The organism is Sporofaciens musculi, assembly GCF_009830285.1.
Classification (GTDB): Bacteria; Bacillota; Clostridia; order Lachnospirales; family Lachnospiraceae; genus Sporofaciens; species Sporofaciens musculi.
This window is the reverse complement of sequence record NZ_WUQX01000001.1, coordinates 2,944,082-2,969,562: the sequence shown is the minus strand read 5'-3', so window position 1 is coordinate 2,969,562 and position 25,481 is coordinate 2,944,082. Positions and strand designations below refer to the sequence as shown.

General features: G+C 48.4%; 33 protein-coding genes and 3 pseudogenes. 1 reads left to right on the top strand and 35 read right to left on the bottom strand.

What is annotated here, in order from left to right; translation table 11 throughout:
• Position 1 precedes the first annotated feature (1 nt).
• From dcm to GN277_RS14840, 15 genes and pseudogenes are all read right to left on the bottom strand, one after another.
• Positions 2 to 919 carry a DNA (cytosine-5-)-methyltransferase gene (dcm, locus tag GN277_RS14915; RefSeq protein WP_159751716.1) on the bottom strand — a complete coding sequence of 306 codons (918 nt, stop codon included), beginning with the start codon at positions 917 to 919 and terminating at the stop codon, positions 2 to 4.
• Positions 916 to 3,354 (bottom strand): VirB4-like conjugal transfer ATPase, CD1110 family, encoded by a 2,439-nt coding sequence (locus tag GN277_RS14910; protein WP_118340138.1) that lies wholly within the window; start codon positions 3,352 to 3,354, stop codon positions 916 to 918. The genes dcm and GN277_RS14910 overlap by 4 nt, the downstream gene beginning before the upstream one ends.
• Entirely contained in the window at positions 3,305 to 3,706 is a 402-nt protein-coding gene (locus GN277_RS14905) for a PrgI family protein (RefSeq protein WP_159751715.1), read from the bottom strand. The genes GN277_RS14910 and GN277_RS14905 overlap by 50 nt, the downstream gene beginning before the upstream one ends.
• 177 nt (positions 3,707 to 3,883) lie before the next feature.
• Positions 3,884 to 4,753: a VirB6/TrbL-like conjugal transfer protein, CD1112 family gene (locus GN277_RS14900; RefSeq protein ID WP_002584320.1), complete on the bottom strand. Its 870-nt coding sequence runs from the start codon at positions 4,751 to 4,753 to the stop codon at positions 3,884 to 3,886.
• Between the two features lie 19 nt (positions 4,754 to 4,772).
• Positions 4,773 to 4,856: pseudogene (locus tag GN277_RS14895) on the bottom strand (Maff2 family mobile element protein); the annotation flags it as partial.
• A gap of 91 nt (positions 4,857 to 4,947) precedes the next feature.
• A complete protein-coding gene (locus GN277_RS14890) occupies positions 4,948 to 6,618 on the bottom strand; it encodes a recombinase family protein (RefSeq protein WP_009296092.1) in 1,671 nt (556 codons plus the stop codon).
• Positions 6,619 to 6,816, bottom strand: a complete 198-nt coding sequence (locus GN277_RS14885) for a hypothetical protein (RefSeq protein WP_006873181.1) — start codon at positions 6,814 to 6,816, stop codon at positions 6,619 to 6,621.
• A gap of 241 nt (positions 6,817 to 7,057) precedes the next feature.
• A complete protein-coding gene (locus tag GN277_RS14875; RefSeq protein ID WP_016289964.1) occupies positions 7,058 to 8,395 on the bottom strand; it encodes a virulence-associated E family protein in 1,338 nt (445 codons plus the stop codon).
• Positions 8,364 to 9,008 (bottom strand): CHC2 zinc finger domain-containing protein, encoded by a 645-nt coding sequence (locus GN277_RS14870; RefSeq protein WP_009296090.1) that lies wholly within the window; start codon positions 9,006 to 9,008, stop codon positions 8,364 to 8,366. Before GN277_RS14870 ends, GN277_RS14875 begins: the two co-directional genes overlap by 32 nt.
• 66 nt (positions 9,009 to 9,074) lie before the next feature.
• A complete protein-coding gene (mobQ, locus tag GN277_RS14865; protein ID WP_009296089.1) occupies positions 9,075 to 10,655 on the bottom strand; it encodes a MobQ family relaxase in 1,581 nt (526 codons plus the stop codon).
• A 181-nt stretch (positions 10,656 to 10,836) separates the two neighbouring features.
• Positions 10,837 to 11,529 (bottom strand): MBL fold metallo-hydrolase, encoded by a 693-nt coding sequence (locus GN277_RS14860; protein WP_009296088.1) that lies wholly within the window; start codon positions 11,527 to 11,529, stop codon positions 10,837 to 10,839.
• Complete coding sequence (locus GN277_RS14855; RefSeq protein WP_244324730.1) at positions 11,520 to 11,906, bottom strand: cytidine deaminase family protein; 387 nt, start codon at positions 11,904 to 11,906, stop codon at positions 11,520 to 11,522. The genes GN277_RS14860 and GN277_RS14855 overlap by 10 nt, the downstream gene beginning before the upstream one ends.
• 591 nt (positions 11,907 to 12,497) lie before the next feature.
• Entirely contained in the window at positions 12,498 to 12,794 is a 297-nt protein-coding gene (locus tag GN277_RS14850) for a DUF3847 domain-containing protein (RefSeq protein ID WP_009296086.1), read from the bottom strand.
• Positions 12,787 to 13,128, bottom strand: a complete 342-nt coding sequence (locus tag GN277_RS14845; RefSeq protein WP_006873175.1) for a DeoR family transcriptional regulator — start codon at positions 13,126 to 13,128, stop codon at positions 12,787 to 12,789. Before GN277_RS14845 ends, GN277_RS14850 begins: the two co-directional genes overlap by 8 nt.
• The gene (locus GN277_RS14840) at positions 13,125 to 13,313 is read right to left on the bottom strand and encodes a hypothetical protein (protein ID WP_009296085.1); all 189 of its coding nucleotides are present in this window, start codon (positions 13,311 to 13,313) and stop codon (positions 13,125 to 13,127) included. Before GN277_RS14840 ends, GN277_RS14845 begins: the two co-directional genes overlap by 4 nt.
• Before the next feature lie 483 nt (positions 13,314 to 13,796).
• Here GN277_RS14840 and GN277_RS14835 point away from each other — a divergent pair, with 483 nt between their 5' ends.
• Positions 13,797 to 14,603, top strand: coding sequence for a helix-turn-helix domain-containing protein (locus GN277_RS14835; RefSeq protein WP_009296084.1), 807 nt, complete (start codon positions 13,797 to 13,799; stop codon positions 14,601 to 14,603).
• Between the two features lie 61 nt (positions 14,604 to 14,664).
• Here the strand turns inward: GN277_RS14835 and GN277_RS14830 are convergent, their stop codons facing one another.
• The 20 genes and pseudogenes from GN277_RS14830 to GN277_RS14750 all read right to left on the bottom strand — a co-directional run bounded on the left by GN277_RS14830 (position 14,665) and on the right by GN277_RS14750 (position 25,441).
• Positions 14,665 to 15,627, bottom strand: a complete 963-nt coding sequence (locus GN277_RS14830) for a DUF3658 domain-containing protein (RefSeq protein WP_009296083.1) — start codon at positions 15,625 to 15,627, stop codon at positions 14,665 to 14,667.
• Positions 15,628 to 15,643: 16 nt separating this feature from the next.
• Positions 15,644 to 16,033, bottom strand: a complete 390-nt coding sequence (locus GN277_RS14825; protein ID WP_009296082.1) for a TnpV protein — start codon at positions 16,031 to 16,033, stop codon at positions 15,644 to 15,646.
• A complete protein-coding gene (locus GN277_RS14820) occupies positions 15,993 to 16,265 on the bottom strand; it encodes a helix-turn-helix domain-containing protein (RefSeq protein ID WP_002593556.1) in 273 nt (90 codons plus the stop codon). The genes GN277_RS14825 and GN277_RS14820 overlap by 41 nt, the downstream gene beginning before the upstream one ends.
• 154 nt (positions 16,266 to 16,419) lie before the next feature.
• A complete protein-coding gene (locus GN277_RS14815; RefSeq protein WP_009243792.1) occupies positions 16,420 to 16,578 on the bottom strand; it encodes a Maff2 family mobile element protein in 159 nt (52 codons plus the stop codon).
• Positions 16,554 to 16,814 (bottom strand): hypothetical protein, encoded by a 261-nt coding sequence (locus GN277_RS29480; RefSeq protein ID WP_162225341.1) that lies wholly within the window; start codon positions 16,812 to 16,814, stop codon positions 16,554 to 16,556. Before GN277_RS29480 ends, GN277_RS14815 begins: the two co-directional genes overlap by 25 nt.
• Before the next feature lie 38 nt (positions 16,815 to 16,852).
• Positions 16,853 to 17,032 (bottom strand): hypothetical protein, encoded by a 180-nt coding sequence (locus tag GN277_RS14810; RefSeq protein WP_159751714.1) that lies wholly within the window; start codon positions 17,030 to 17,032, stop codon positions 16,853 to 16,855.
• A 307-nt stretch (positions 17,033 to 17,339) separates the two neighbouring features.
• A complete protein-coding gene (locus GN277_RS14805; RefSeq protein WP_159751713.1) occupies positions 17,340 to 17,630 on the bottom strand; it encodes a hypothetical protein in 291 nt (96 codons plus the stop codon).
• A 144-nt stretch (positions 17,631 to 17,774) separates the two neighbouring features.
• The gene (locus GN277_RS14800; protein ID WP_016227606.1) at positions 17,775 to 18,092 is read right to left on the bottom strand and encodes a hypothetical protein; all 318 of its coding nucleotides are present in this window, start codon (positions 18,090 to 18,092) and stop codon (positions 17,775 to 17,777) included.
• Positions 18,089 to 18,337: a helix-turn-helix transcriptional regulator gene (locus GN277_RS14795; protein WP_022742100.1), complete on the bottom strand. Its 249-nt coding sequence runs from the start codon at positions 18,335 to 18,337 to the stop codon at positions 18,089 to 18,091. Before GN277_RS14795 ends, GN277_RS14800 begins: the two co-directional genes overlap by 4 nt.
• Before the next feature lie 115 nt (positions 18,338 to 18,452).
• Positions 18,453 to 18,593 carry a Maff2 family mobile element protein gene (locus GN277_RS14790; RefSeq protein WP_002586628.1) on the bottom strand — a complete coding sequence of 47 codons (141 nt, stop codon included), beginning with the start codon at positions 18,591 to 18,593 and terminating at the stop codon, positions 18,453 to 18,455.
• Positions 18,569 to 18,904: a hypothetical protein gene (locus GN277_RS29475; RefSeq protein ID WP_244324729.1), complete on the bottom strand. Its 336-nt coding sequence runs from the start codon at positions 18,902 to 18,904 to the stop codon at positions 18,569 to 18,571. The genes GN277_RS14790 and GN277_RS29475 overlap by 25 nt, the downstream gene beginning before the upstream one ends.
• Before the next feature lie 96 nt (positions 18,905 to 19,000).
• Positions 19,001 to 19,171 (bottom strand): hypothetical protein, encoded by a 171-nt coding sequence (locus GN277_RS29470; protein ID WP_002569167.1) that lies wholly within the window; start codon positions 19,169 to 19,171, stop codon positions 19,001 to 19,003.
• A pseudogene (locus GN277_RS14785) lies at positions 19,158 to 19,499 on the bottom strand (hypothetical protein); the annotation flags it as partial. The pseudogene GN277_RS14785 and the gene GN277_RS29470, both read right to left, overlap by 14 nt.
• 90 nt (positions 19,500 to 19,589) lie before the next feature.
• Positions 19,590 to 21,416, bottom strand: coding sequence for a reverse transcriptase domain-containing protein (locus GN277_RS14780; protein ID WP_016295882.1), 1,827 nt, complete (start codon positions 21,414 to 21,416; stop codon positions 19,590 to 19,592).
• A complete protein-coding gene (locus GN277_RS14775; protein WP_159749052.1) occupies positions 21,400 to 21,606 on the bottom strand; it encodes a hypothetical protein in 207 nt (68 codons plus the stop codon). Before GN277_RS14775 ends, GN277_RS14780 begins: the two co-directional genes overlap by 17 nt.
• A 441-nt stretch (positions 21,607 to 22,047) precedes the next feature.
• Positions 22,048 to 23,514 (bottom strand): annotated as a pseudogene (locus tag GN277_RS14770) (VirD4-like conjugal transfer protein, CD1115 family); the annotation flags it as partial.
• Entirely contained in the window at positions 23,511 to 23,987 is a 477-nt protein-coding gene (locus GN277_RS14765) for a PcfB family protein (protein WP_002586631.1), read from the bottom strand. The pseudogene GN277_RS14770 and the gene GN277_RS14765, both read right to left, overlap by 4 nt.
• Before the next feature lie 41 nt (positions 23,988 to 24,028).
• Entirely contained in the window at positions 24,029 to 24,250 is a 222-nt protein-coding gene (locus GN277_RS14760; RefSeq protein ID WP_002569164.1) for a DUF5348 domain-containing protein, read from the bottom strand.
• Between the two features lie 31 nt (positions 24,251 to 24,281).
• Entirely contained in the window at positions 24,282 to 25,265 is a 984-nt protein-coding gene (locus GN277_RS14755; protein ID WP_025577810.1) for a DUF6017 domain-containing protein, read from the bottom strand.
• The gene (locus tag GN277_RS14750; RefSeq protein WP_159751711.1) at positions 25,223 to 25,441 is read right to left on the bottom strand and encodes a hypothetical protein; all 219 of its coding nucleotides are present in this window, start codon (positions 25,439 to 25,441) and stop codon (positions 25,223 to 25,225) included. Before GN277_RS14750 ends, GN277_RS14755 begins: the two co-directional genes overlap by 43 nt.
• Between the last annotated feature and the right edge of the window lie 40 nt (positions 25,442 to 25,481).

Below are 25,481 nucleotides of genomic sequence, written 5' to 3'. Positions count from 1 at the left end.
TCTAAAGTATTGACATAGATCCACATTTCCCGGTTTCCATGTCCGCGATATATTTTAAGATTGGGTAAACCTGTGCCGGCACTACGGCGTTCCCAAGCGTTTTTAGGCGTTTTGACCTGTCCTTTGTGTTCGGGGACAGCCGGGGAATATCCGTAGGCTCTATGCACCAGAGGATATTTCCGTCCACCCCTGTGGGAAGCCCATCAGCCATTCCACCCATTCCGGGTTGAAGCGCAGGGACGGGTCTGTTACCGGCGTCAGAAAATAGATTGTTTCCGAAAGCCCCGCCGACCAGTACCTCCCGTCCCGTTTCTTCCGGCGGAACGCCCCGTTTGGGGATATGCTTATCCGTTCCGTCCTTGTCCTTGAGCCTGTGTCGGCGGCAAGGGGAGTAGGAAACATCAATCCCCACGATAAAAGTTCGCTTGCGTTCATGCCATGCGCCGACGGCACAAGCAGGAAGTACGAATGTCCAAACAGCATATCCCGCTTTTGCCAGGTCAATGAGCGTTTTGTGGAACCCCATATTGATGAAGTTAGCAACATTTTCGCCAAGCACATAATGGGGCCGGAGTTCGTTAATGACGCGGCACATTTCCGGCCAGAGGTAACGGGTGTCCTCAAACCCCTTTTTTGGCCCGATACTGGAAAAGGGCTGGCATGGGAAGCCGCCGGAGAGCAGCGTGAGTTCTTTTTTTCCTGTCCGTTCATAGAAAGCCTCCTTTGTCAGAGTGTGTATATCTCTGAAACGTGGAACGTCCGGCCAGTGCTTTTCCAATACTGCGGTTGGGTAATCCGCCCATTCGCACTGGCAGACGGTTGTGAAGCCTGCGGCTTCGGCGGCTATGTCTATGCCGCCTATCCCGGTAAACAGGCTTAAATGTGTCAGTGGTTTTATATTTTTTTCGTTTTTTATCATGCTTCGCCCACTTCCTCCGGCTTCGTCGTCATTACCCGGTAAAGCTCGGTGTCTTTCGGGAAGCGGTCTACAAAGGGCAGCACCACGTTTCCGTAGAAGATAAGCCCCTCGCCCGCTTCGGTGTGGGTGACATATTTCATCTGCTGCGGGGAGATGTTGAGCTGCTTTGCAAGGATAGCCCGGTCGCCCGCCGCCTGATTGAGCATGAGGACAAAATCAGAGTTTTCAAAGATATTCTCCACTTCGCGGGAAGCAAGCAAATCTTTGACGTTCTGCGTAATGGCTGTGGGTATGCCGCCCCATTTTCTGAAACGCTTCCAGATTTCAACGGAATAGGCGGCGGTCTGTTCCTCTTTCAAGAGAAGATGAAATTCGTCCATAAAATACCGGGTGGATTTCCTTTCTGCCCGGTTGACGGTGACGCGGTTCCATACCTGGTCCTGCACAATGAGCATACCTAACTTTTTGAGCTGCTTCCCAAGCTGCTTGATGTCAAAGCAGACAAGGCGGTTGTTCAGCTCCACGTTGGTACGGTGGTTGAATACGTTAAGGCTCCCGGAAACATACAGCTCCAACGCCGCCGCAATACGCGCCGCTTCCGGCTCCGGCTGCTTCAAAAGCTCGTTGTAGAGGTCGCCCAAGATAGGCATTTTCTCCGGGTCGGGGTCTGCAAGGAAAGGGCGGTACACGTTCCTAACGGCGCGGTCAATGACGGTCTTATCGACGGGCTGCAAGCCCTCCTTGCCGCCTATGACAAGCTCGCAGAGGGAGAGGATAAAGTCGGATTTCAGCGCAAGGGGGCTGTCGTCCTCGCTGTAATTGAGGTTAATATCCATAGGGTTCACATACTGGGGCTTCCCGTCAATGCCCTTGCCCGTAGGCGATAACCGTATCACTTGCCCGTCAAGCCGCTGCACAAGGGAAAAATACTCTGCTTCCGGGTCGCAGATAATTATGTCGTCGTCTGTAATGAGGAAAGCGTTTGTCATTTCCCGTTTGGCGGCAAAGGATTTCCCGCTTCCCGGCGTACCCAAGATTAAGCCGTTGGGGTTCTTTAGCTGCTTGCGGTCGCAGAGTATCATGTTGTTAGACAGGGCGTTTAAGCCGTAGTACAAAGCCGCGCCCGTCTGGAAAAGCTCCTGTGTGATAAAGGGGATAAAGATAGCGGTGCTTGACGTGGTAAGCCCTCTTTGAATGGGGATAAGGTTCTCCCCAAGCGGTACAGAGGACATAAGCCCCGCTTCCTGTTGGTAGTCAAGGCGGGTTAAGGCGCAGTTGTTCTTCTGTGCAATGCCCGCCGCCGCAAATACGTCATTTTCCAGTTTCCGCTTCGTGTCCGCCATGTTCACCACAAGGAACGTCAAGAGGAACATTCTTTCATTCCGGCTCTGCAAGTCCTGTAAGAGGTTCTTCGCTTCGCTGCCGAACGTGGCAAGGTCGGACGGGATTATATCCATGTCGTAGCCGCTGCGTACCGCTTTTTTCTGTTCCTCGATTTTCATTTTGTCAAGGTCGGTGATTTTCCGCTTGATTGTCTTTATGGCTTCGGTCTGGTCGATACTGTGGATATGCAGATTGACGATAACGCCCGTTTCCAAGTCCAGAATGTCCGACAAGATACGGTCGTTTAATTCCGGCGCAAGGATTTCAAGGAATGAAACCGCGCCGATTTTGCGCCCCATGCGGAAATACCGCCCCTCGCCAAAACGGAAAGAGGACGGGGCGATAAAGTCCTTTGTGGAAAGCCCGGACGGGGCAAGCCATGAAAAATCAAAGGCAAACTGCCCGCCCTCCGGGTGGAAAATGCCATGCAGCATTTTAAGGCGTTCATAGCCTGTCATGGGGCGGGCAGACACGCCCAAGAGCTTAAAGTTGTTGAGTACGTCCGTTTCGATACGGGCAAGGCGGGATTTCGCCGCGCCCAGACTGTCGGCTTCAATGGCAAAGGTGATATATTTTGCTTTGACAAGCCCGTTGTTGCCCTTTGCAAGCTGGTTTTTCAGCATATCCCGGTATTCTGTGCGGATAGAATTGAAAGCGTCCTCCTGTGCCGGGATATTGACCGCTTTTTCCGCTTCGCCCCGCTGCGTCCCCTGATTGATGAAAGAGAGCTGCACCGAAACGGAAGCGTCAAAGTAGTTGAGGAAGTCGCACCAGTTTTCAAAAATGGCGGTCTTGTCGTCTGCCTGTGCAAGCTGATAGTTAATATCTTCAAAGGCGACGGTCTTTGAGTATTTGCGTCCCGTAACCTTGCAGATACCGTCCGGGTACATCTGGATATAGGGGATTGTCTGCTGCGCGGTATGCGCTTTCCCGTCGCCCTTTGCCTGTCTGATGATTTCCGCAATCTGCTTTTTCTCGGCGCGGGTGAGCTTGCGGGGCGGGTTAGGCTTTGCGCTTCCCGCCGCGCTGTTTCTTCGTGTTTCCTTTTGCAATCGCTGATACCTCCTTTTCAAGTTTTCTCTGCCGTTCTAAGACGGAATAAAAGTTGTCTGTCCTGTATGGTCGTTCTTTGGGGGCTATGAATTTCGTCTGAATAATGTTCTTCACCACCACTTCAAGGGGCTGTCCATGCTTCTCATACATGGCGAACAGGAAACAGGGCAGCATGACGGCAATCATAGCCATAGACGCAAGGCTTGTGCCTGTGCTGTCTTTGAGCAGAAAGAAAAGCGGCAAGCCGATAATGAGAGCTGCCGCAAAACATACAATCTGCCGTTTGGTAAGGTTGAAAGCTACTTTTGTCTTGACTTTGGATAAGTCTTTGGGTACGGGTACATACGCCAAGTGAAAACCTCCTTTCTCTGGGTTTGGTGTTGCTGTAATTTTCCATAAGGGTAATCAAGGCAAAGGTCAATCTATGCCCTTTGCCCGCCCGTATTATATGGGGGTTATCCGCGTCAAGGTCGGGTCGTATTTTCGCCGCTTCGCTCTGAAAATCTCCACCCTGCCCTTGACACGCCGCTAATGCGCGGAGAAAATCGACTTCGCCAGTGCGCCGGATTTGAACAGGGAGAAACAGAGGATAACGGTATAGGCTGCAAGGGAAAAAATCGCGCTGTGCAGGTTGTCCGCTATTATCATGTTGTTTACCAAAACCGCGTAAATGCCGACGCATATCATTATGAGGAAGCCTTGAAAACCGATAGCGAACAGGGATTTTAGGTAGTTGTTTCCTATCTGCCCCCATTCCCGGTTAGTCATAGTTGCAAACGGGATAGGCGATACCGAACAGTAAAGGTAAATTTCTATCATGCGCCCGTAGAGGATAACGGTTATCAGTACGGACATGATTTTCATGCACAAGCTCACAAGGCTTGTTTCCATGACAAGTAAGAGCAGTTCGGGGATTTCCATAGCGTCAAGCCCGCTTTGCATGGAAGCAAGGGCGGCGGCAACATCAATCTCTGTGCTGCCGCCGATTACCCCCGCCGCGCCGGAAACAACGTGCTGCGCCATATCGAACACCGCCATAGTGATGTCAAAGGTGTGCGTCACAAGGTAGACTGCCACAAACGCCTTGAACACCCACTTGAAGAACATGGAAGTGTCAACGTCGTGCATATTGTTCTTTTCCGTTACCATGCTGATAAGCTCATAGCATAGGACGTAGGTAATGACAAGCCCCGCAATGGGTACGATTACATTCTCACTAAGCGTCTGTATCATGGAGAATATATTTGCGTTCCACCCTTGCGGGGTCTGCCCTACCTCTGCGGCGATAGTGCCGACTTTCTCGTTTACGTCCCCGAACATAGTTGACAGATTACCGTTTATGGCTCCTATGAGGATTTCCTTTATCCATTCGTTAATCGCGTCAAGTATGCTCTGCATAAGCCTTTACCCACGCTTCTTAACCGAACAGCCCGGAAAGCAGCGGTACAAGGGTCATGCCGATAAGGGCAACGCCGCCGCCCGCCATGAGCTGTTTTATCCCCAATTAGGTGTAAAAACTCTGCTCGATGGCGGGCGGCGGCGTACAAAAAATCTATATGGTGTTGTTAAGAGAACCGTCCCGGCGGGACAGGTCAGGCAGTGACCTGTTCCACCTCCGGGATGGGTTTGAGATTAAAATGAATTTCGATAGAAATGTGTCTTGTTTTATTTTCGTCAATGCGCTCATGCACGACGATTTCTTTGATTAAGCGGTTGAGGGTGGCTGCGTCCAGCTCTGTGATGTTGGCGTATTCCTGAATGGCTTCCACCCATTGTTTTGCGTCATTGGCAAGCTGGACTTCATCGGACAGCCGCTTCCTGCCCTCGGACACTTTTGTTTTAAGCTCCGTCTGCTCGGTCTGTGTCCTTTCCAGCATGGTGTTGAAGTTCTGCTCACTGATACGCCCTGCAATCATATCCTCATAAAGCCGCATTACCATTTTGTCCAGAACCTCAATCCGTTCCTCGTCCCTTGTAAGGGAGCGTTCCATTGCTTCCCGCTGTTCCCGCTGCTCGGCTTCACAGGTATTGGTCAGGCGGTCGGCAACCGCTTCCCCGTCCATCAGGGCAGCTCTGGCACATTCCCGTATTTTCCGCAGCACATGGCTGTAAAGGGTGTCATAATCAATCCGGTGCTGGGTGCAGTGGTTCTTTCCAAAGGCATTGTAGGTTTTGCAGGAGTATATCCGCTGGGGATGTTTTGCGTTTGTGTAGCGTATCGTCAGCGACTTCCCACACTCGCCGCATTTTAGCAGTCCGGCAAACAGGCTGATTTCATTGGTCTGCCCCGGACGCTGGCGGGATTTCAGCTTGTTCTGCACAATGTCAAAACTCATGCGGTCAATCAGCGGTTCATGCTGTCCCTCCACCACAATCCAGTCCTCCGGCTTCTTTTCCCCAATCGTGCCGATTTTGAAGCGGTAGTCTTTTTTCTGGGAAGCAATCGCCCCGGTGTAGACGGGATTCATCAAAAGGTCTTTGATAACGGAGAAGTCCCACATATACCGCCCGTTTTCCGGGTCTTTCTTTTCCCATTTGGTGCGGGTATTGCGAAGCCCCCGTTCCCGGTTCCACCATGTGGGGCAGGGGATTTTTTCTTCCTCCAGCCGTCTGCGGATATAGTTCGGACCATGACCGTTCAGGGCATATCCGAAAATCAGCCGCACAATCGGGGCGGTTTCCTCGTCAATGAGCAGATGGTTTTTGTCCTCCGGGTCTTTCCGATACCCAAACGGGGCAAGACACCCGGTAAACTGTCCTTTCTGCGCTTTCAGAAGATAAGAGGAATGGACTTTCTTGGAAATATCCTTGCTGTACATCTCGTTCAGGATATTCTTGAACGGGGCAATATCGTTGTTATCCCGCAGGGTGTCGATACCGTCATTCATGGCGATATAGCGGACACCGTTTCTTGGGAAAAAGTCCTCAATCAAATGCCCGGTTTGCAGATAGTTCCGCCCCAGTCGGCTGAGGTCTTTCGTGATGACAAGGTTGATTTGCCTGCGCTCAATGGCTCTCAACATTCTCTGTAAATCAGGACGCTCCATATTAAGACCTGTGAAGCCATCGTCCTGATAGACTGCCACAACCTCCCATCCCTGCTTTTCGCAGTATTTTTCCAGCATATCACGCTGGTTTGCGATACTGGCACTTTCGCCTTGCAGGTCATCGTCCTTTGACAGTCTGCAATAGACCGCTGCACGATAGCCCCCGGCAAGTGCCGAACCGATTGTTCTGTATTCCATTTCGTTCATCATAGCCATTTACCCACACAATCCAGACGGTATCTGGCTCTTTTGAACCTCATCTTCATTATACTTCAAATCTTTCTTTTTAGCAAGATATTCTTTTGAATTTGTCTTTCCATATTTCTGGGAAATCAGGCTGACGAACACATCGGTTGCGTCAAGCTCCCCGTCAAACACAGTAGTCACATGAATCTCTGTTTTGTTTTTTGCCATAGGCAGTTATCCTCCATACATGAAAATAGCCAGACAGAGGGTGTCGGCAACGAAGTCCGGCAACGGGCTTCAAAAGACCTTGCAAACAATCTCAATCTGGCGATGGTTACTATTTATATTTTTCTTTTATTTTTCTGTTGTTTTGGTTGTCATAGGGGAGAAAAGCCCGCAGTTATGGGATTTTCTCCGGCAACCGGCTCGGCAACGGGATAGCAACAGGGTGTGCAACAGGCTGTCATTTTCAGAATGGAAGCTCCATCTGTTCTGTGACCTCCACAAAACCGTCCACCATTTTTTCAGACGGGTTGCCGGAGTCCGTTGCCGGGTTTTCACGCTCCCAGCCCTTTTGTCTGCCATATTCTGAAAACATTCTTGGATTCGGGAAGTACCGCCAGCCGGAAATGCACTGGTTCATAATCTCGTTGATTTCCCGGATTTCCCATTGCTTCGGTTCGTCAAAGGCATGGTTCAAGGCTTCCTTGTAGAGCTGCTTGGAACAGACCATGCTCCCGGTGTACTTATCAAGATACGCCTGTATCATTCCGGCTTTGGTGTCCTCCGGCATAAAATCCCGCTGGTGTTCTTTGAGATACCGCTGCATGGCGGGGCTGAAAGCCAGCTTGAACCTGCCGCTTCGGTAAATCTCCATCGCTTCCGCCCACATCTGCTCGATATAGGCTCTGGAAGCGGCTTCGTCCTCCAAAATGTGAACCTCGGCTTGCTCCGGGTACACCATGACGGGGATAAAGCGGCGGTTGCCGGAACGGTCAAGGGGAAGAAAATCAAGGGCATTGGAAGTGCCGCCAAACACGCACTGACGGGGGCGGTCTGCCGGGTGGGTTTCATAGGGTATCTTGTAAACCTCTTTCTGCCGGCTTAAAAATGACTTGATTTCCTCAATGCTCTTGGCGTTTGCGGTTGCCATCATTTCCGACATTTCGATAATCCAGTGACCTTGCAGCTTGCGGTACACATTGTCATCGTCCAGCTTCCGCAAATCATCGGAGAACCACTCGTCCCGGATTGCCAGCAGACGGAAGAAGGTGGACTTGCCAGCCCCCTGACCGCCTACCAGACAAAGCATGATTTCAAACTTGCACCCCGGCTGAAAGGCTCGTGAGATTGCACCCAGCAGGAACAGCTTCAACGCTTCATAGGTGTAATCGTCTGCGTCAGCCCCCAGAAAGTGCCGCAGGCAGAAGCGGATTCGCTCTGTCCCGTCCCACACAAGGGAACTTAAATAATCCCGGATGGGGTGGTACTTGTTTTCATTCGCCACAATCCCGATGGCGTTATCAATCTTTTTCTCATTGGTAAGCCCGTAGGTTTCTTCCAGATAGAGAAGCAGATACTTCATATCTGTATCGTTCAGGGGGGTGCTTTCCCTGTGGAAGCCGATGGGCTTTATGATGTCCTTGCGGTCAGTCAGGATATTGTATGCGATAGCCCCGGAAAGCAGCGGGTCACGCTGGAATACAGTCAGGCAGTTCCGTATACTCTGACGGACGCCGCCTTTCTCGGTAGTTTCCAGCCCCTCCTTGATTTCCTCAATGCTCTGGGGTGGCTGCATGGCGTTCATGGTGTTTTTTAGTTCTTGCTGCGTCTGCGGCGGCAAGCTCTGCCATTCGCTGTTCAAGCTGTATCACATCCTTTCCGTAGTCCGTAATCAAAGCCGCTTTTTCCTCTGTTTCCCCGAACAGCAGCACATCCAGCAGATACTCCACTTGGTCTTGCTTCTGTAAGGCTTCTATAAACCGGGGATGAAAGGCTTCCTCCGGGGAGTGTGGGGCGTAGTCCGTTCTCCATGCCCGAAGCAGATGGAGATAATCGGCAAGAATACGGAAGCAGCGGCTCTTTGCTTCTTGAAACTGTTCCTCCGGGGATTTCTGCCAGGGCTTGGGCTTTTTTGCCTTTCCCGGCGGCTTCCAGTCCTCATAGGAAAGCCCGAAGTCCTGTGCCAGTTGTACGGCGGCTTCTTTCTTTCCCAGCCCATACAGGGCGGCGGCAAAATCAATCACATCCCCATCCGCACCGCAACCGAAGCAGTGGTAACGCCGATCCAGCTTCATGCTTGGGGTTTTATCGTGATGGAACGGGCAGCAAGCCATCCCGTTCCGCCCTGCATGGATTCCATAATGCTCCGCAGCCTGTCTGGTTGTGACGGACTGCTTCACAGCTTCAAATACATTCAAATCTGTCCCTCCTTGAAAAAAAGAAAAAACACCTGACATTCTCTGATTGAAAATGGCAAGTGTCTGTTAAAGTTCCATATCCTGTTGTTTGCGTTTTGTCTGCGCCGGGATAGTTCTTTTAGCCTTTTTCTCGTCCACCTTATCCTGCAAGGCTTCCTTGATGGGCTGTTTCTTGGGTGGCTCTTTACTTTCCTCTGTGCCGGGTGTGGCTTTCCGTACCCAATAACGGATGTCCCGCAGCTTCTTCAAATCCTCCTGTACCTCGGTCAGCGGTACTTTCAGCTCTGCGATTTCGCTGAGAAGCGTTTCCTGCTCCTCTTGCAGTTCCTTTTGAGTGCTGTCCTTATCGTCCGGGTGCTTAGCAAGGTAGGCGGCGGCTTTCTCATACCGGGCAACCTCCGGGTGTTCCTGTTTGAATTTTTCCTTTGTTTTCTTAAAAAATATCTTCTGGTACTTGTCATAGACGGGCTTACATTCCTTGCTGTCTGTCCGGCTGGCAAGAATCCCGTCAATCACTTTGCTGCGGGCTTCCTTTGGCTTCATCTGATTGCGGTAATCTGCGGCTGATTTCCCGGAAGATTCCAGAAATACTTCTAAGTCCTCCACAGTAGAAAGCCCCTTTTGCCGGAGATAGGACAGGGCTTCGCTGACTGCCTTTAAGTCCTGTGAAGTCCCCCGGTTCTGTCCAGCCCTTGTCCAGTCCTTCCGTTCTTCCTTTCGTATCTCCATATACTTCATCAGCAGATTTGGAAGAAAGACCGCTTCCTCCGCCGCTTTTTGTGCAAGCAGCTCTTTCCGTTTTTCTCCCAGCTCGGTAATCCAGCCTTTGAGGTTTTGGATAAGCTGCCGGATGGACTTCATCAGGCGGTTGGCGGCTCTGATTTCCCGGTTCAGATTGCCGATATTCGTCTGGATACCACGTTTTTCCATCTGCCGGACAGCAGCACCCTCATGGACAGTGGGGACAATATCAAGCCCCTGTCTGGCATAGGAACGCAAGTCCACACGCTCCGGGCGGTCATTGGCTTCCAGATAGCGGTTCTGGATGACCTCCCATTCATGCCTCCAGATTTCACAATACTTCTGGTCGTTCCAGTCAACCGTATCTTCCTTGTGGCTTTTCCATCTGCCGGAGGGAAGTTTTATCCGTTCCCCGTTTTCGTCAAGGTCATAAACCTTGCGGCTCTTGGGAAGCCATTTCCCATGTTCATCCATTGCCCTCATAGTCAGCATGACATGGGCGTGGGGATTGTGTCCCGGCGGATGGGGGTCATGGATGGCAAAGTCAGCAATCATGCCTTTGGAAACAAACTGCTGTTTACAAAACTCCCGGACAAGGACAGCATACTGGTCAGGTGGTATCTCTCTGGGGATGGTAAGCACCCACCGCCTTGCAAGCTGAGAGTTCCATTGTTTCTCCACCGCTTCGGCGGCGTTCCATAGGGTATTGCGGTCTGCATATTTCTGTGGGGCATTTGCCGGGAGCAGGATTTCATTGTGGACGATACCACGCTTTTCCGGGTAGTGCTTCACTTGCTGGTCATATTCACAGAAAAGCTTTTCGCCACTCTGGTAAGCAGCGGCGGCAACCGCAGACTGCCGCTGGCTTCGCTGTACAATCGTGATTTCGTTGTGTGGACAGGGCATTTCGTGTCCCTCCTTTCTATGCTTGGTGGATGGGGTGGCGTTTTGCCACCTCATTTTGGGCAGAAAAAAAGCAGGAGACCTTTTTCAGATTTCCTGCTCGGTATGCCGCTGGGCGGCGGGTATTTAGTTGTAAAAGTTCGGGGCAAGTTGACCCGATGTAGAAAAATAGCAAAATGGAATTTCAAGCTTCTACTGACAACAAATAAGCAAGCAAATCCTCTTTACTAAGAGGTTCGCAATGACTTAGTATGCAATATTTACAATCGATAGATTGAATAGTCTGAACCAAAGAATACAGTTTATCCTTATCCATATATCCATTATTAAAGAAATCTTCACTCGTTGAATCTCCTAAAAACAAAACTTTTTCTTCTGGCACATAAACACAAGTAGTATCTTCTGAATGTGGCGAAATTGTATGAAAGATTTGTGCAGTAATGCCACCTAAATCCAAAGTCATTTTATCCGAGAAAGTTATGTCGGACAGCACAATACTTAATTTGTCCTGTCCGCAATATTCTTTTCTAAAATGAATATCTTCCTTTTTCAGAATTTCGATATAATTGAGGTTTTTTGCCTGTTCTTGCTGGTCTTTGAGGAACTCATTTGTTTTGCCATAGGCAATACTTATTCCATTGATTGCGTGCATACCAAAGGTGTGGTCATAATGCCAATGTGTAATAACCGTAAAATCCGGCTTGTTAAACTGTTCCGCTTCGATTGCCCTGTAAAAATCCTGAACATGAGATGCCGAATATCCAGCATCAATCGCCAGAGAAATTTTATCTCCTTTAAGATAAGCTAACATCGGTCTGTCCACTTCGGGGGCGTGTTCTAAAAAATAAATTCTGTTGGTTAATTTATTTAATCCCATTTTTTGTCCCACCTTTCAGGTAATAATTCTTTCAATGTAACCTTTTGGTCATTGTTAATGGCAACTACTGTATTTTCATTATCCAGATCTAACTGTGAAATCAATTCTCTGCATCTTCCACAAGGCGACAGGATGCTGCCATCTTCATAAACAGATACAATTCTTTTGATTTTCGTTTCTCCATGTTTCAGCATTTCGGCAATAGCTGCCTGTTCTGCACAAATTCCAATTGAACAGGGCACATCAATACAAATGCCAGTATAAACAATACCACTTACTGTTTCTAAAGCACAAGCCACATGACCTGCTTTACCATTTTTCTTTAAATTTATGTTTTTTACCGTACACAAGGCAATATCATATAAGTCTTTCGTCACTATCTTCCTTACTTAAATTGTTATCAACATCATTATACTGTATTGCCTATCGAAAAGATAGCATATTTTATGAAACTTGTCGGCTGGGAACAGCTTGCAAGGCAAGGTGTCCCCAGATGGCAAGTCCACAAAAGGGTAGCTGGCGGCAGCCAGCGCAGGGGAAGCGTAGCGTCCCCTGTATGATTTGGAGCAGACCATGACTGCGGAAAATCACAGCCCTCCGGCGAGGAGCCTTCGGAGAACGCAATGCACCAACCTCTGGGTGGTGTATAATTGCGCCCTATCCGAGTTCTTGGATAGGGCGCATTATCCGAGATAAAAACTTATCCGAGGTAAATTGATTAAATCCGATGAATACAGCATTTGAAAACGATTATCTCGGATAATTAACCCCGCTTTCAATTGTGGGTGATTTGTACTTATCCGAGATAATTGGGTAAATCACACCTTTGCCTCTGATAATTTTTGAAATGGCAGTTGCTCTTTTCATAAATAATTATCCGAGATAATTTCTTTGAAAGCCTTTCATATCGGCAGCTTTGAGAGTTACCTCGGATAATTGGAAATCTCGGATAATGCGCCCTTAGTAAACTAAGGGGTTTCCGGCTTCTCCCGTTCCAGCATTTTTTTCAATAGTTCCTGCGTGTCCTGCCTGTGAAAAATGAGTTTCAACAACAGCATGACATCATCATCTGTTAGGCGTTCCGGCTCTTGCAGAAAACTTTCCAGCATACCGCCACGAGTGCAGAGCCGGTGCGTCCGTTCCTTTCGGGTAAGCTGCTTTAACTGGTGCTGCAATGCCTTTTCATCATTGATGGCTTTCCGCAGTTTCTTTTCGCTTTTCTCCAGCTCCCGGTTGAGCTTTTCCAGCTTCGAGGTATCAGGCAAGGGCAGCGTCCTCCTTTCCCGGTATCAGCACATAAATCCTATTCGGTTCTCCCACGCCCTGACGCACCCGCATGATAAGTCCGGCGTTTTCCAGTTCATTCAGAGAACGCTTGACCGTCATGGGACTGCGGGACAGGACTGCGGCAATGGCTGTGACAGGGAAGCAGACAAACAGGATTCCGTTCTCGTCCTCCTGCCCTTTGGATAGCATAGCGTCCAGCATCCGGCAGTACATGACCTTTGCGGTGCTGCTGACTGGAAATCCTGTCAACGCTCTGGGAAATGGCATACAGGGCGGCAATGGTGTGTCTATCGTCATAAATTCAAAATTCATTCGGTGTGTTCCTCCTTTTTCTTTGATCGTTTGAATAAATAACGGGGGCAGTCAATCACAACCGCCCGGAAGCTCTGCTTGCACCCATGCTGGCATTTCCGGCATAATTCGTTGTAAGTGACACGCCCCCGGTCATTGAGGTAAAAGGAAAGCTCATGCTTCCTCTTTTTGCTCATTCTCGGCATATTGTATTTCCTCCCGTTTTAGTGTATGGTTTCGGGGCGATTTTCGGCAAAATTACGGTCATAGAGCCGATTAAAATCTCCCGAAGTATCAGCGATAGGGTAGACTATCCCCCTATCAGATTGTCGTGTTTCGGTATCATTTCGGTGTCAGTTCGCCAGTTCTCCCCGGTGTCGTTCCTCCCCTGAATCTCACAGCGGCGTATCGCTCCCTTTGGTACGCTCGTTTCGGTCAGGGTTCCTCCACATCCCTGCCAAAAGTCATGGCGCTACATCGCCGGGGAAGCATATCCCACACAGGCTGGTCATTCGATTGGAATAATCCATCGATGAACTACCTGTATCATAGAACATTTTTGTGCCCTGTGCCGTATGTCCACAAAGTAGGAATTAGGGGTAAAAATCAGAAATTTCCACGATTGCGGAAAGTGTGATATAATCCAGATAAGCGGCAGCAATGAAACCATTGGAAAGGAGCGTGCGCCCATGAAAGGAGCAACAAGCATACAGGAACGCCTTTGGGAACTCCGCAAGGACAAAGGCTTAAATCTGGAAGAACTATCAAAGCTGACAGGCATTTCCAAATCAGCTCTTGGAAGTTATGAAAAAGAGGATTTTAAGGAAATCAATCATGGCAACCTTATCACGCTGGCAGACTTCTATGGGGTCTCTGTTGATTATCTACTGTGCCGGACAGAGAACAGGGAGCAGATCAACACACCATTGACGGAGCTGCATTTGAATGATGAGATGGTGGCACTGCTGAAAAGCGGTCGGATTAACAACCGTCTGCTCTGTGAGCTTGCTACACATAAAGATTTTATCAAGTTTCTTGCAGACATTGAGATTTATGTGGACGGGATTGCTACCATGCAGATTCAAAACCTCAATGCACTTGTCGATACCGTCCGGCATGAAATCATTGAACGGTATCGCCCAGGCGAAGATGACCCGCATTTGAAAGTGCTGCAAGCCGCCCATATCAGTGATGATGAGTATTTCAGTCACATGGTTCTGGATGACCTCAACCTGATTATCCGGGATATTCGGGAAGCCCACAAAAAGGACAGTGAGAGTGCGCCCCAGACCACCGTTGCCGATGAATTGAAAGAAAATCTCGAAGCAGTCGAAAATTTCAAGGGCAGCCGGGATGAAAAGCTGGTTGTCCTTTACTGCAAGCAGCTCGGTATCAACTATAAAAATCTGTCAGACGAAGAATTTCGCTGGCTGATTCGGATTCTCAAAAAATCAAAGAAAATGGGAACGCCTATCAGCCAGAGGAAAAAACGGTAAAAAAAACCGCTGTTGCATGGTTGGGGTGCCTTCCATGTAGCAGCGGTTCTTGCTGTGGTTATTATTTCATTCGTTTTCTTAATATCCGGCGATAATTTGTTTCTCCCTTTGGTGCGTCCTGTATAATTTCCAACACACCATCTTCAAGCATTTTATCAATGCGATTAGAAATCCATACATCACTAATTCCAAGTTGATATTTTCCTAAAACATTACCTATAACAATAGCCATTTTGAATTGCTCTGGCTGTTCCGCAATTTCACGAAGAATGAAACTATCATATATATCTTCTGAAACACTTTGCAATTTACCATTTAGCATTGCACGCAAAGGTGCATTTTCATTTTGAAGTTGATTCCATTTCATAGCACAAGCTGAAAGAAATACAGGCTTAGCTTTTTCTTGTAGAGTTATATATTTTCCCCATTCGCCAGGAGAAACCTCACCCCATGCTATTTTGGATATCATAGTATTTTCTTTTCCATATTCCCAGGCAGGTAACTTAACCAAATAAATTGTTGTCTGACAGTTTAATGGTCGAAGTTGTTTCATAAGCCAGTACATACCGCAAAGTTCATCCGGATTATAGCTATACCAAATACGAACTTCTTCCCCAGCTACATATCGTTCAATAACCGAAGACAATGTAGTTTTAATTTTCTGTATTTTTTCTTCAACCTGATAGTCTAAATCCTCTACAAACCAGACAGACAGCATTTTCTTGAGAACATTTTTCCGCTGTTCGCCAATTCCATTATCAGAAATATCTCCCACACTAAGAGCCATATCAAAACAATAAACATCACTGCTCTTGCCTCCCAATGGAATAGCATTCTCCCAAGCAATATGTTCTTGTTCCTGTGCTTGAATTTGTGCTTCTTTCATTTCATCTGAAGATGGAACACTCCCATCTTCGTGCCTCATAAAGACCGAAACTGCACTTCCTCTATACTTTCCCTTACCGTAAGTTTGGGCAATTTTCAAACTTCCACAGGCACTTTCACCAAATACAATTTCAATCATCTTATATACCTCCGATTTAATTACTCCCGTATGAATAAATTATATCATGCAAAACAATTTCTTCTGCCCGGTTGTGAATGTTATTACAACGCTGCACCCATTCCATTTGTTGAGTTCGCTTCAATTCCTCTGTCACGCCCTCGGTGGCTTTCATCTGCTCCATGATAGTGTCTAACCGTTCCTGTGCCTGTTCGTTCAGGTCTGCAAGATATGTCCACAATTCTCCGGTCAGTATCAATGTATTCAATCTGGCTGGGTGGACTTCCCTTAAATATTCCCGGTGCATCCGTCCGTACTTTCCGATAGGGCGGTGTTCCTCCGGCAGTTTCAAGTCCGGGATGTAGTAATCTCCGACAAGGATATAATCAATTCCGTTTTCCGTTATTCTTGGTTTCAATTCTCTCATGTTCCTTACCTCCTGTGGAAGCAGGCTCGTCTGGTACTAACTCAATCACATCGGTAATCTCACAATTCAGCGTTTCGCAGATACGGGCTAATGTATCCATGCTGATGTGCTTTCCCTCTTTGCTCATGTTGGCAATCATATTTGTTGTCATACCAGCAGCAAGCCTTAAATCCTCTTTCCTCATATCACGCTCTAACAGTGTGTGCCAGAGTGGTTTATAGCTGATGTGCATATTGTTTTCCTGCCTTTCTATCCATACCACCGGGGCGGCTGCCCCGGCAGGAACTTTTCTCTTATTATAGCACCAATCTTGTGAAATCACAATTTATTCTTGTATCCTGCCGCTGATACCGTCTGGATTGGCTTTCCCTTTCTTTTTGTTCCCTTTAATTAGCCATGAACTGCTTCATGCCCTGGCTTTTCGCGCCCGGATTGTCGTTGCCGTAGCCTTCCATGAGGTTAATCACGCCCCAGATACCAAGCCCGGCTCCAAGTGCTACAACAAGGGTCTGCAAAACGTCTACTGCGCTATTGAAAAATGCCATAAATATATCCTTTCTGCCGCGTCTGCGGCTGTCCGGCAAGCGGACAAAAGGCGGTCAGCATATGCCGCCGCACAAAAAAACCGCCCTCTGGTAAAGGCGGCTGTCCCCGCGCTGCGTAAGTTCTGCGGCGCGGCGGTATTCAGTTGTAAGGGGTGCGGCTCCTGCCGCTGTGTACTGCGCCGGAAAGTAGGGGCGCGTATCATGTAGCCGATATTGATATATGTGATTGCTTCCATTCCTCCTTTCGGTGTCCCGCTGTGCTGCCGGACGGGTATTATTCAGACTTGCGGGAAGTGAATAGCTTGCATAGCAAGGTGTTCGCTTCCCGCAAGTTCACAAAGGGGTAGCTGCCGCAAGGCAGCGTATCGGCGTTGTCCTTGTAGATTGCTTTTAGCTGTGACTGGCTCTGCATAAGTAATGCAAAGAGGGCGATTCCGGCAACCGCAAAGCGCAAAAAAAGCAGGAAACCTTGTTGCTGATTTCCTGCTCGGTGTGCCGTCCTCTGGCGGCGGTTATTCAGTTGTCAAAAGGCATGGAATGTGTAAACGATAGGCTCCTTGTATTCTTCTGTACAGGTCATGGAAATTTCCCCCTTTCCTCTACAAATGCGTGGATTGAAATTTGATTTTTATGATAGTAAAGGGCGGCAGCACTTTTTGCTGTCGCCCCTTAGCTGCCTATCAGCGAAAACAGTCGGGGCTGTCAACGGCGGGCGCAGCCCGTTCATCTTGCCGTTGACTGGCTCGGCTGGTTTTGCTATTTCATTCTCCGATTACCTTGTTGAACATTTTCCCTTTTTCGGTTATTAAGGAAATCCAGTAGATAACTGCAAGGAGAGATAATACCTCAATAGGAGAAAAGGACAATGTAGTATAGAATATTCCTGCGGCAACTGCGCCCTGTGCAATGCCAAAAGCAATGCAGACGGCAATCATTAAAACAAACGCTATGGCGTACACTCGTCTGGCTTTCAGTGCGTCCTTTCTCATTTGCAGGCTGGCACAGACTAATGTTCCTGCAATGATAAGTACCTCGATAATCGTTTCAATCATATCATTACCTCCATAATTTCTTCAGTCTTTCCGACCAACGCTATCATATCATATTTCTTGCTCAAAGTAAAGTATTTCATACATTATAAAACAAAAAAATTCAGCGGCATTTTGAAAGCAACCGCTGAATTTTTCGGTTATCGTCTATTCAATTCTTTTGTAAATCAGAATTGCAATAACCTCTACGGCAAGGACAATATCATAAATCCATTGAAAACAAAAGCCCATAGTAACGTAGTTAATTTCAATATTATCCAATATTTTACAAACAAAATTTACAAGAACGATAAATACAATCGTAGAAATAATGCTTGCTTTGCCGATAATAGACCGACCTCTTTCATCACGGGAAGATTTAACGAAAAACAATATGATTAGAACGATTGTAATTACTAATCCAAACCATGCGCCCACAATGAATAGTGTTGTGCTGTTGGCAATCTCATTTAATATTTCAATCATTTTTCGTCCTCCCAAAAATCAAATAATTCTTCAATCGAAACGTCAAATACTCTTGCAATAGCATAAGCCAACAGCATAGAGGGATTGTATCGGTTTCTTTCAAGCTGCATAATCGTTTGTCTTGAAACGCCCACCAAATCGGCAAGCTCTTGTTGTGTCATTCTTTTTGTGGCTCGATATATATGAATTTTACTGTCAAAGTGGTATTGATTCTTGTTCGCCACTGGCTCACCGCCTTTCTCCATTTTGTTTTCTCATGCGCTTGTAAGTATAACATATTTCTTGCATTTTGTGAAATAAAGATTTAGAAATATTTACGGAATAGCGGGCGGCTGCCTATCAAAATCTTTGCTTGTTACTTTACCGCACATGAGCATTCGCGCCCGGATTGTCGTTGCCGTAGCCCTCCATCAGATTGATTACGCCCCAGATACCAAGCCCGGCTCCAAGTGCTACAACAAGGGTCTGCAAAACGTCTACTGCGCTATTGAAAAATGCCATAAATATATCCTTTCTGCCGCGTCTGCGGCTGTCCGGCAAGCGGACAAAAGGCGGTCAGCATATGCCGCCGCACAAAAAAACCGCCCTCTGGTAAAGGCGGCTGTCCCCGCGCTGCGTAAGTCCTGCGGCGCGGCGGTATTCAGTTGTAAGGGGTGCGGCTCCTGCCGCTGTGTACTGCGCCGGAAAGTGGGGGCGCGTATCATGTAGCCGGTATGGATAGATGTGATTGCTTCAATCGCTCCTTTCTGTGTCCCGCTGTGCTGCCGGACGTTTTTTTCAGACTTGCGGGAAGTGAATAGCTTGCGTAGCAAGGTGTTCGCTTCCCGCAAGTTCACAAAGGGGTAGCTGCCGCAAGGCAGCGTAGGGGAAGTGTAGCTTCCCCTGTCCCCCGGCGGTCTGCCATGCTGTCACTGTTGCGGGATAAGCCCCCGGCGCGTGACATACTCCGTTGCAAAACGGCGGTGTTCCGCTTCCTTTTCCCGCCAATACTCCCATAATGCAGCGTCGGCGGCTTCCGCAACATTCATTAAAAACCGTTCAAGCTGCTTTTGTTTTTCCTCTGCGCTACGTTTCCTCATGGTCTGCGCCCTCCTGTAAGTCTGCCGCGTCAATCTCGTAATAGTCAAAAACCTCGTCGGGCTTGACAATGGCGGGGCGGCGTTTAAGGTGCTTTTCCATGTCAAAGGCGTTCTTCGGGTCTGCGTCGGACAGGTACTTGTATTTCGGGTGCTTCGTTATGTCGAATTTATCCGAAAAGAACGGGCGCACCCCGCGTAGCTGCAAGATACATTTCCCTCCGTCCATGACTGCAATTTCATCTTCCGTCATAAGCTGCTTTCCCAATTTCTGATAGTTCAGCCCATGCGAAAGCTCCCGTCCCCTTGTTTCGGAAGTGTTGAAGCTGTCATGAGGTAAGCGCCTCGTGGACGCTCCCTCCCGAACCGTGCGGGCACCTCTCGATGCACACGGCTCTCCATATGCCATCAACTAACAAAATCAGTCTTTTCCGTGTATCTCACGGTGGCACGCCGGGCATACTGCCAGCGTTTTCCTATGGTTCTTTAACATAACTTTTTCCCACTCATATTTACCGCTAAGGCTTTTCAGCCGTTTCACCTGATGAATCTCCACGTCATTTGTGTACTGTCCGCAGAGTTCACAGGTTTTGGAGCGCAGTTTTGCCGCTATGCGGTTCGGTTTATCATACCGCTTATAGGCGGGCAGGATATCTGCCTGCGGCACATTAGGCTTGTCCTTGCGGATAAAAGGCCCTCTGTAAAATACGCTCTCCTTCATACCGCCTTTTGTCTTATAAATGACTGTAAACCGTCCATTTCTGAAATATCTCTTTTTGATTTTTCTGGTCTTTGTGCGGTATTTATTTGCGAATGTTTTCAACATACTATAATGCATTAAACTCGCATACTTGCTCATTGCGCATACATTACATGCCAGTGAGTAATAGTTGTACAAACCTCTGATTTCAGAGTTGTACTTTGACAGGATTTCGATATCCTTACGGTTAATGAGCTGTGGTCTGTGAATGGCTTTCCAATGCTCTTTTTGTGTAACTTTGTCCTTCTTGATACGGATTGCGCCATACTCCAACAGTTTTGATTCCCATTTTTCATGCGGCATGTATAACTTTACTGCGCCGCTGTACCCCTTCACTTTCCTGCCTTGGCGTTTTGTGATTTCCCGGCTCTTTGAAATAGAGATATCATAGCCGAGGAATCTCGCCCGGTCAGTAGCATAGGTGATTTTGGTTTTCTCCACTGACAGCGTAAGGTTTAATTTTTCTTTGAGGAATACAGCAAGGTCTGCTTTTAATTCTTCCGCATCCCTTTTGCTCCCGATAATGCTTATGATAAAGTCATCCGCATAACGGACGTATTGCAGGTTTTTATAGGTTTCATCCCTGAACTGCTTAGACGGGATTTCCCTCTGTTTCTCCCGCAGTCTGCGTAATTCCCCGGCACGTTCTTTCTTTTCGGCTTCGGTAAGCGTATCCCATACTTCCCTGTTCTGGCGCATGAACTTCTGCACTTCACGGTTCCGTCTGGCGTATTCCGGGTTCACTTTACGGTTTACCCGGTTCCCTTTTATAAAGCCTTCTTTGTATTCCTCCACATACATATCCAATTCATGCAGGTAAATATTTGCCAATATGGGACTGATACCGGAACCCTGCGGAGTGCCGCAGTAAGTCCTGTTGTACTGCCATTGTTCCATATATCCGGCTTTCAGAAATTTCCACATCAATGAGATAAAAGCTTCGTCATCAATGCGCCTGCGCAGAATATCAATGATAACATGGTGGTCGAAGCTGTCAAAACATGCCTGAATGTCACCTTCCACAAACCAGTTTGCCCCCGCAAATGTCCGCTGTATCTGTTCGAGGGCTGTATGGCAGCTCCTTTTCGGGCGGAATCCGTGGGAATAGTCGGAGAAGGTTGGCTCATAAATGCTTTCCAATATCATTCGGACTACTTCCTGCACCAGCTTGTCATCCCCGGAAGGAATCCCAAGCGGACGCTTCTTACTGCTGTTTTTCTTTGCAATATATGTACGCCGTGCAGGTTTTGGGCGGTAAGAACGGTCTTTTAATGCGCTGATGATACGCTCTATTCTCGGACTGCTCATTCCGTCCAGTGTTTCACCATCCACACCCGGCGTCATGCTTCCCTCATTGGCGTAGATATTTCTATATGCCAAAAGGTAAAACTCCGGGTTGTACAGGTTCCGGTAGAGCCTTTGGAACCTATACGATAAATCTTTAGACTGTTTGTTTAGGCTATTCAATACATCAGTTGGATTTCTCATGATGCCTCACGCACCTTCCTTTCTTTCTCTGTATTAAAAGCATACTGCTCCCCTTCGTCATGTGGGCGGCTCTCCCGCTTCCGTTTTTACGGCTATCCCTGTAAATCCAGAGTCCACGGGCTACTATGGGAGCTGTGTAACCATGCCCGCATATGGGCGGGTTTAGGTCATCCCCGGTAGCGTATGCCATACTTAGCGTTCCGTGTTGTCGGTAATCTTTGTAGATATGTGGCGTTCGCCGTTCAACCTAATCTAAGGCTTGCCCTGCTTTGGATATCGCACGTCTGCCGACGATTGAGCGACAGACGCCAAAGCACCGTGCGTTTCATCTTCTTTCGCACGTAGGCCAGATACTCCCAGGCTCCGGCTACCAATCAAGCAGTTTAGCTTTCATCCTCATACACGGATTTTCATCCCCACATAAAACAGCGGTTAGAAGATTGCGCCGTTTTATGCCAGTTATAGCGTTAATAGTGGCGGCTATAACAACGACATGCTACACTCCCCAGAGGGTTTCCCCTCACGGATAAGTCGTGGAATGATAGACTATAAATTTTCACCGTCCTTTCTTTGATATCTTTGTCTACCGCTTGCTAAAGGCGGTTTATGGCATACACCCTAACGGGCGCACTATCGTTTCCTTGCCTAAAATCTCCGATATTTCTTTGAGCGTCGTTTTTTCCTTGCCGCCCAAGAAAAGGGTGGTGTCGCAGTTGCCGACTATGGTATCGGCGTTGTCCTTGTAGATTGCTTTTAGCTGTGACTGGCTCTGCAAGATGATTGACGCGGATATTTCCCGGCTCCGTATCGTTGCAATGAGCTTTTCAAACTTTGGTATCTGCCCGATATTCGCAAATTCATCAAGTAAGCACCTTACATGGACGGGAAGCCGCCCGCCGTATTCATCATCTGCCTTGTCGCATAAAAGGTTGAATAGCTGTGTGTAGAGAATACTCACGACAAAGTTAAAAGTATCGTCGGTGTCGCTGATAATCACGAAAAGGGCGGTCTTTCTGTCGCCTATGGTGTCAAGCTCCATTTCGTCGGTTTCCATAAGCTCCCGCAGCTCCTTAATGTCGAATGGGGCTAACCTCGCGCCGCATGAGATAAGTATGCTTTTTGCGGTCTTGCCCGCCGCAAGTTTGTATTTTTTGTACTGCTTGACTGCAAAATGTTCCGGGTCTTTTTCTTCCAGACGTTCAAACATGAGGTCAACCGGGTTCTGGAAGTCCTCGTCGTCCTCGCGGGCTTCCGACGCATTTATCATTTCAAGCAGCGTCGTGAAGTTCTTCTCGTCCTCCGGGGCTTCATACCAGATATAGCCGATTAGCGCGGTGTAGTAGAGCTTTTCCGCTTTCACCCAGAAATCCTCGCCGGATTTTTCCCCGTCGCCTTTGGTGTTGGCGATAATGGTATTGACTAACTTCAAAATGTCCTTTTCGCTCCGCAGATAGGCAAAGGGATTGTATTTCATGGATTTTTTGAAGTTAATCGTATTTAACACTTTGATACGGTATTTGTACCGCTGTAACATTTTCCCGGTTTCCAAAATCAGTGTTCCTTTTGGGTCAGTGACGATATACGACGTTGGAAAATCCTTTGACGTACATTGCATGAGCGACGGTTTCACAAAGAACCGGGTCTTGCCGCTGCCGGAACCGCCGATTACAAGGATATTTTTGTTTCTTGCGTATTTCGGCTGCTTCGGGCGGCTGTTCATGGTGAGCCGTTCCGTCTGCGTTAGGGGGATATTGTTCTCAAATACCGGGTCGGTGTACGGCTTTATGTCGTCGGCTGTCCCCCAACGCGCCGAACCGTACTCTGTTCCGCGGCGGTATTTCTTCGCGTTCTTGCCTTTGGTGTAGATAATCAGCCGGACAATGACCGCCCCCGCAATGCCTAAAGCTAAGTCTGCCGGGTGGAAGCTCGGCGCGATACTGGAAAAGGCGGCGGTAAAACCGTCCCCAAGATGTAGCAGCTTTGCGCTTGCGTCCGCGCCGGGGGAGAGCCGGACAGCCGCGCCCACTTTATCAAAGAGCCAGACAAAGAGCAGATACGGGAGATTTAGGATAAGCAGCTTCTTGATTTCCGGCTTCATAGCGATACCTCCCTGTCCTTGTTCTTGACCTTTGCCCGTTCCGCGTTTCTGCCCTGTGCAGCTTCTTTGAGGGTAGAGAGCAGCTTTCGGATTGAGGGCTTTTTCTCCTGTGTCAGCTTTTTTGCGGAAAATTCCTTAAAGGCTGCGGTCAGCACGTCCGCGTCCCGCCCCTTGAAGAAAACCAGATAGCGGGGCGGGCTTTCCGTCGCGTCCTTTTTCAGCGCAAAGTCGATACCGTACTTTTTCGCCGTACTCTCAAAGGCTTTGATATTGCCCTCGGTAATCTCAATGTTGGAAACGCCCGCGTTCTGCTTCATAAGCTGCTTTAAGCTCTGCTTGCCCTGTGGCGGTTTGGAAAGCTGCTTTTTTCCCTTTGACAGTATGGCTTTCATTGCCTTTTGGAGCGTCTGGGCGGTCAGCTTCCCGGTCTTGATGTAAAGGGCTATGGTCTTTTCGTTTACTTCGTCCTGCAATTTCTCGCGTCCTCCTTTCGCTTTTCTTTATGGGGCGGCGGTCAGATACGCACCCGCAGCCCGTTCAAGTCCTCGGCTCTGATACCCACAAGATACCAGTTGTCGCCGTACTCAATCCGGGTCGGCTTCCACTTGCCCCGCACGAATACGTCAAAGCACTCGCCGCAATGCAAGCCCCCGTAGTAGCTGTTTAAGTCAAAGCGGATGTCGTAACGGTCGGTGCGCTCGTCAAATACCAATGCTCCTGTCATTTTCTGTGCCATAATAAAATCCTCCTTTTGTGGTTGTGGGTGGTTACAGGCTTTCGCCCTCGTTGCATGAATAATAGTCCGGGTCGCCGTACTGCGGCTTCTTCGGTGACAGTGCGCCGCTTGCCATGTCATGGGCGACAAGGGAAGTGTAATAATTGCCGATAGTGGACGGGGCGTTGAAAAGGGCTGCTTTCAGATATTGCTTGATGTTGCGGATTTTCGTTGTGTTCTCCCGCATACAGTCAAGCACAAAGCGGATATGCTCGCCGTCCAGTTTCATAAACTTAGATTTCACAAGCTCTGCCGGGTAGTCGTCCCCTGCAATCCGTACCCGCTTTCTGGCGGTGCATACGGTTTCAAGCATGAGGTCTACAATCTCGTCAAGCCTGTCACTGTCAAACTTCATGTCCTGTTTGAGAATGTGGTAGTCGATATTGTCCTTGATGATTTCCCGGTATATATCAACTGCGCTCTGTGCTGTCGCTTCCGTTCCTTTCCGTTCCGGCGGCGTAGCCGCTTCTCTGCAAGGAGAGGGGGTAGGGGAAAGGATAGGAATGGAATGGGTACTTTGTTCATCAGTAATTATTTTTTCTTTTTTTGGTAAGTCAGTTCTTTGTATATCTTTATTTAATTGCGTTGGATTTTCCAACGTAGGTTTTTCCAATGTTGGTTTTTCCTGCGTTGGATTATCCAATGTTGGATTTTCCAATGTAGGTAAATCCGGCGTAGGCGGCTGCGGCTGCTCGAATATCACATAGTCCGCGCCCCGCAAGCATCCTTTCTCGTCGCGCTCCCTTGAACGGACGATATACCCGGCGCGTTCAAGCTCCTTAATGGCTTCGCGGATAGCGTCTATCTTCTCCCGGTTGATAAGGGATAAGCCTTTCAAGGTGTAGTCCCAATCTTCGGGGAGTGACAGCATTTGCGACAACAGCCCCTTTGCCTTTAGGGAAAGCTCCTTGTTGCGTAGGTGGTGGTTGCTCATTACGGTGTAGCCCTTGTTCCGTTCCACTCTGAAAACTGCCATAGTTCATAGCTCCTTTGCTTTGGATTTGTTACGCAGTAGAAGCGCGGTTTCGGGGAATAAGGTATAAATCCCTTGCCGCGCCAGATACACACCCGCAAAACCGCTTGTAGCAAGGCTTTTTCTGCCCCTACTGCGTAACAAAGGGCATGAAAAAAGCGGCGTTCCTGTTCTCCCATGTAGAGAGTAAGAAACGCCGCTTCTGCGTCGTATTCAGTT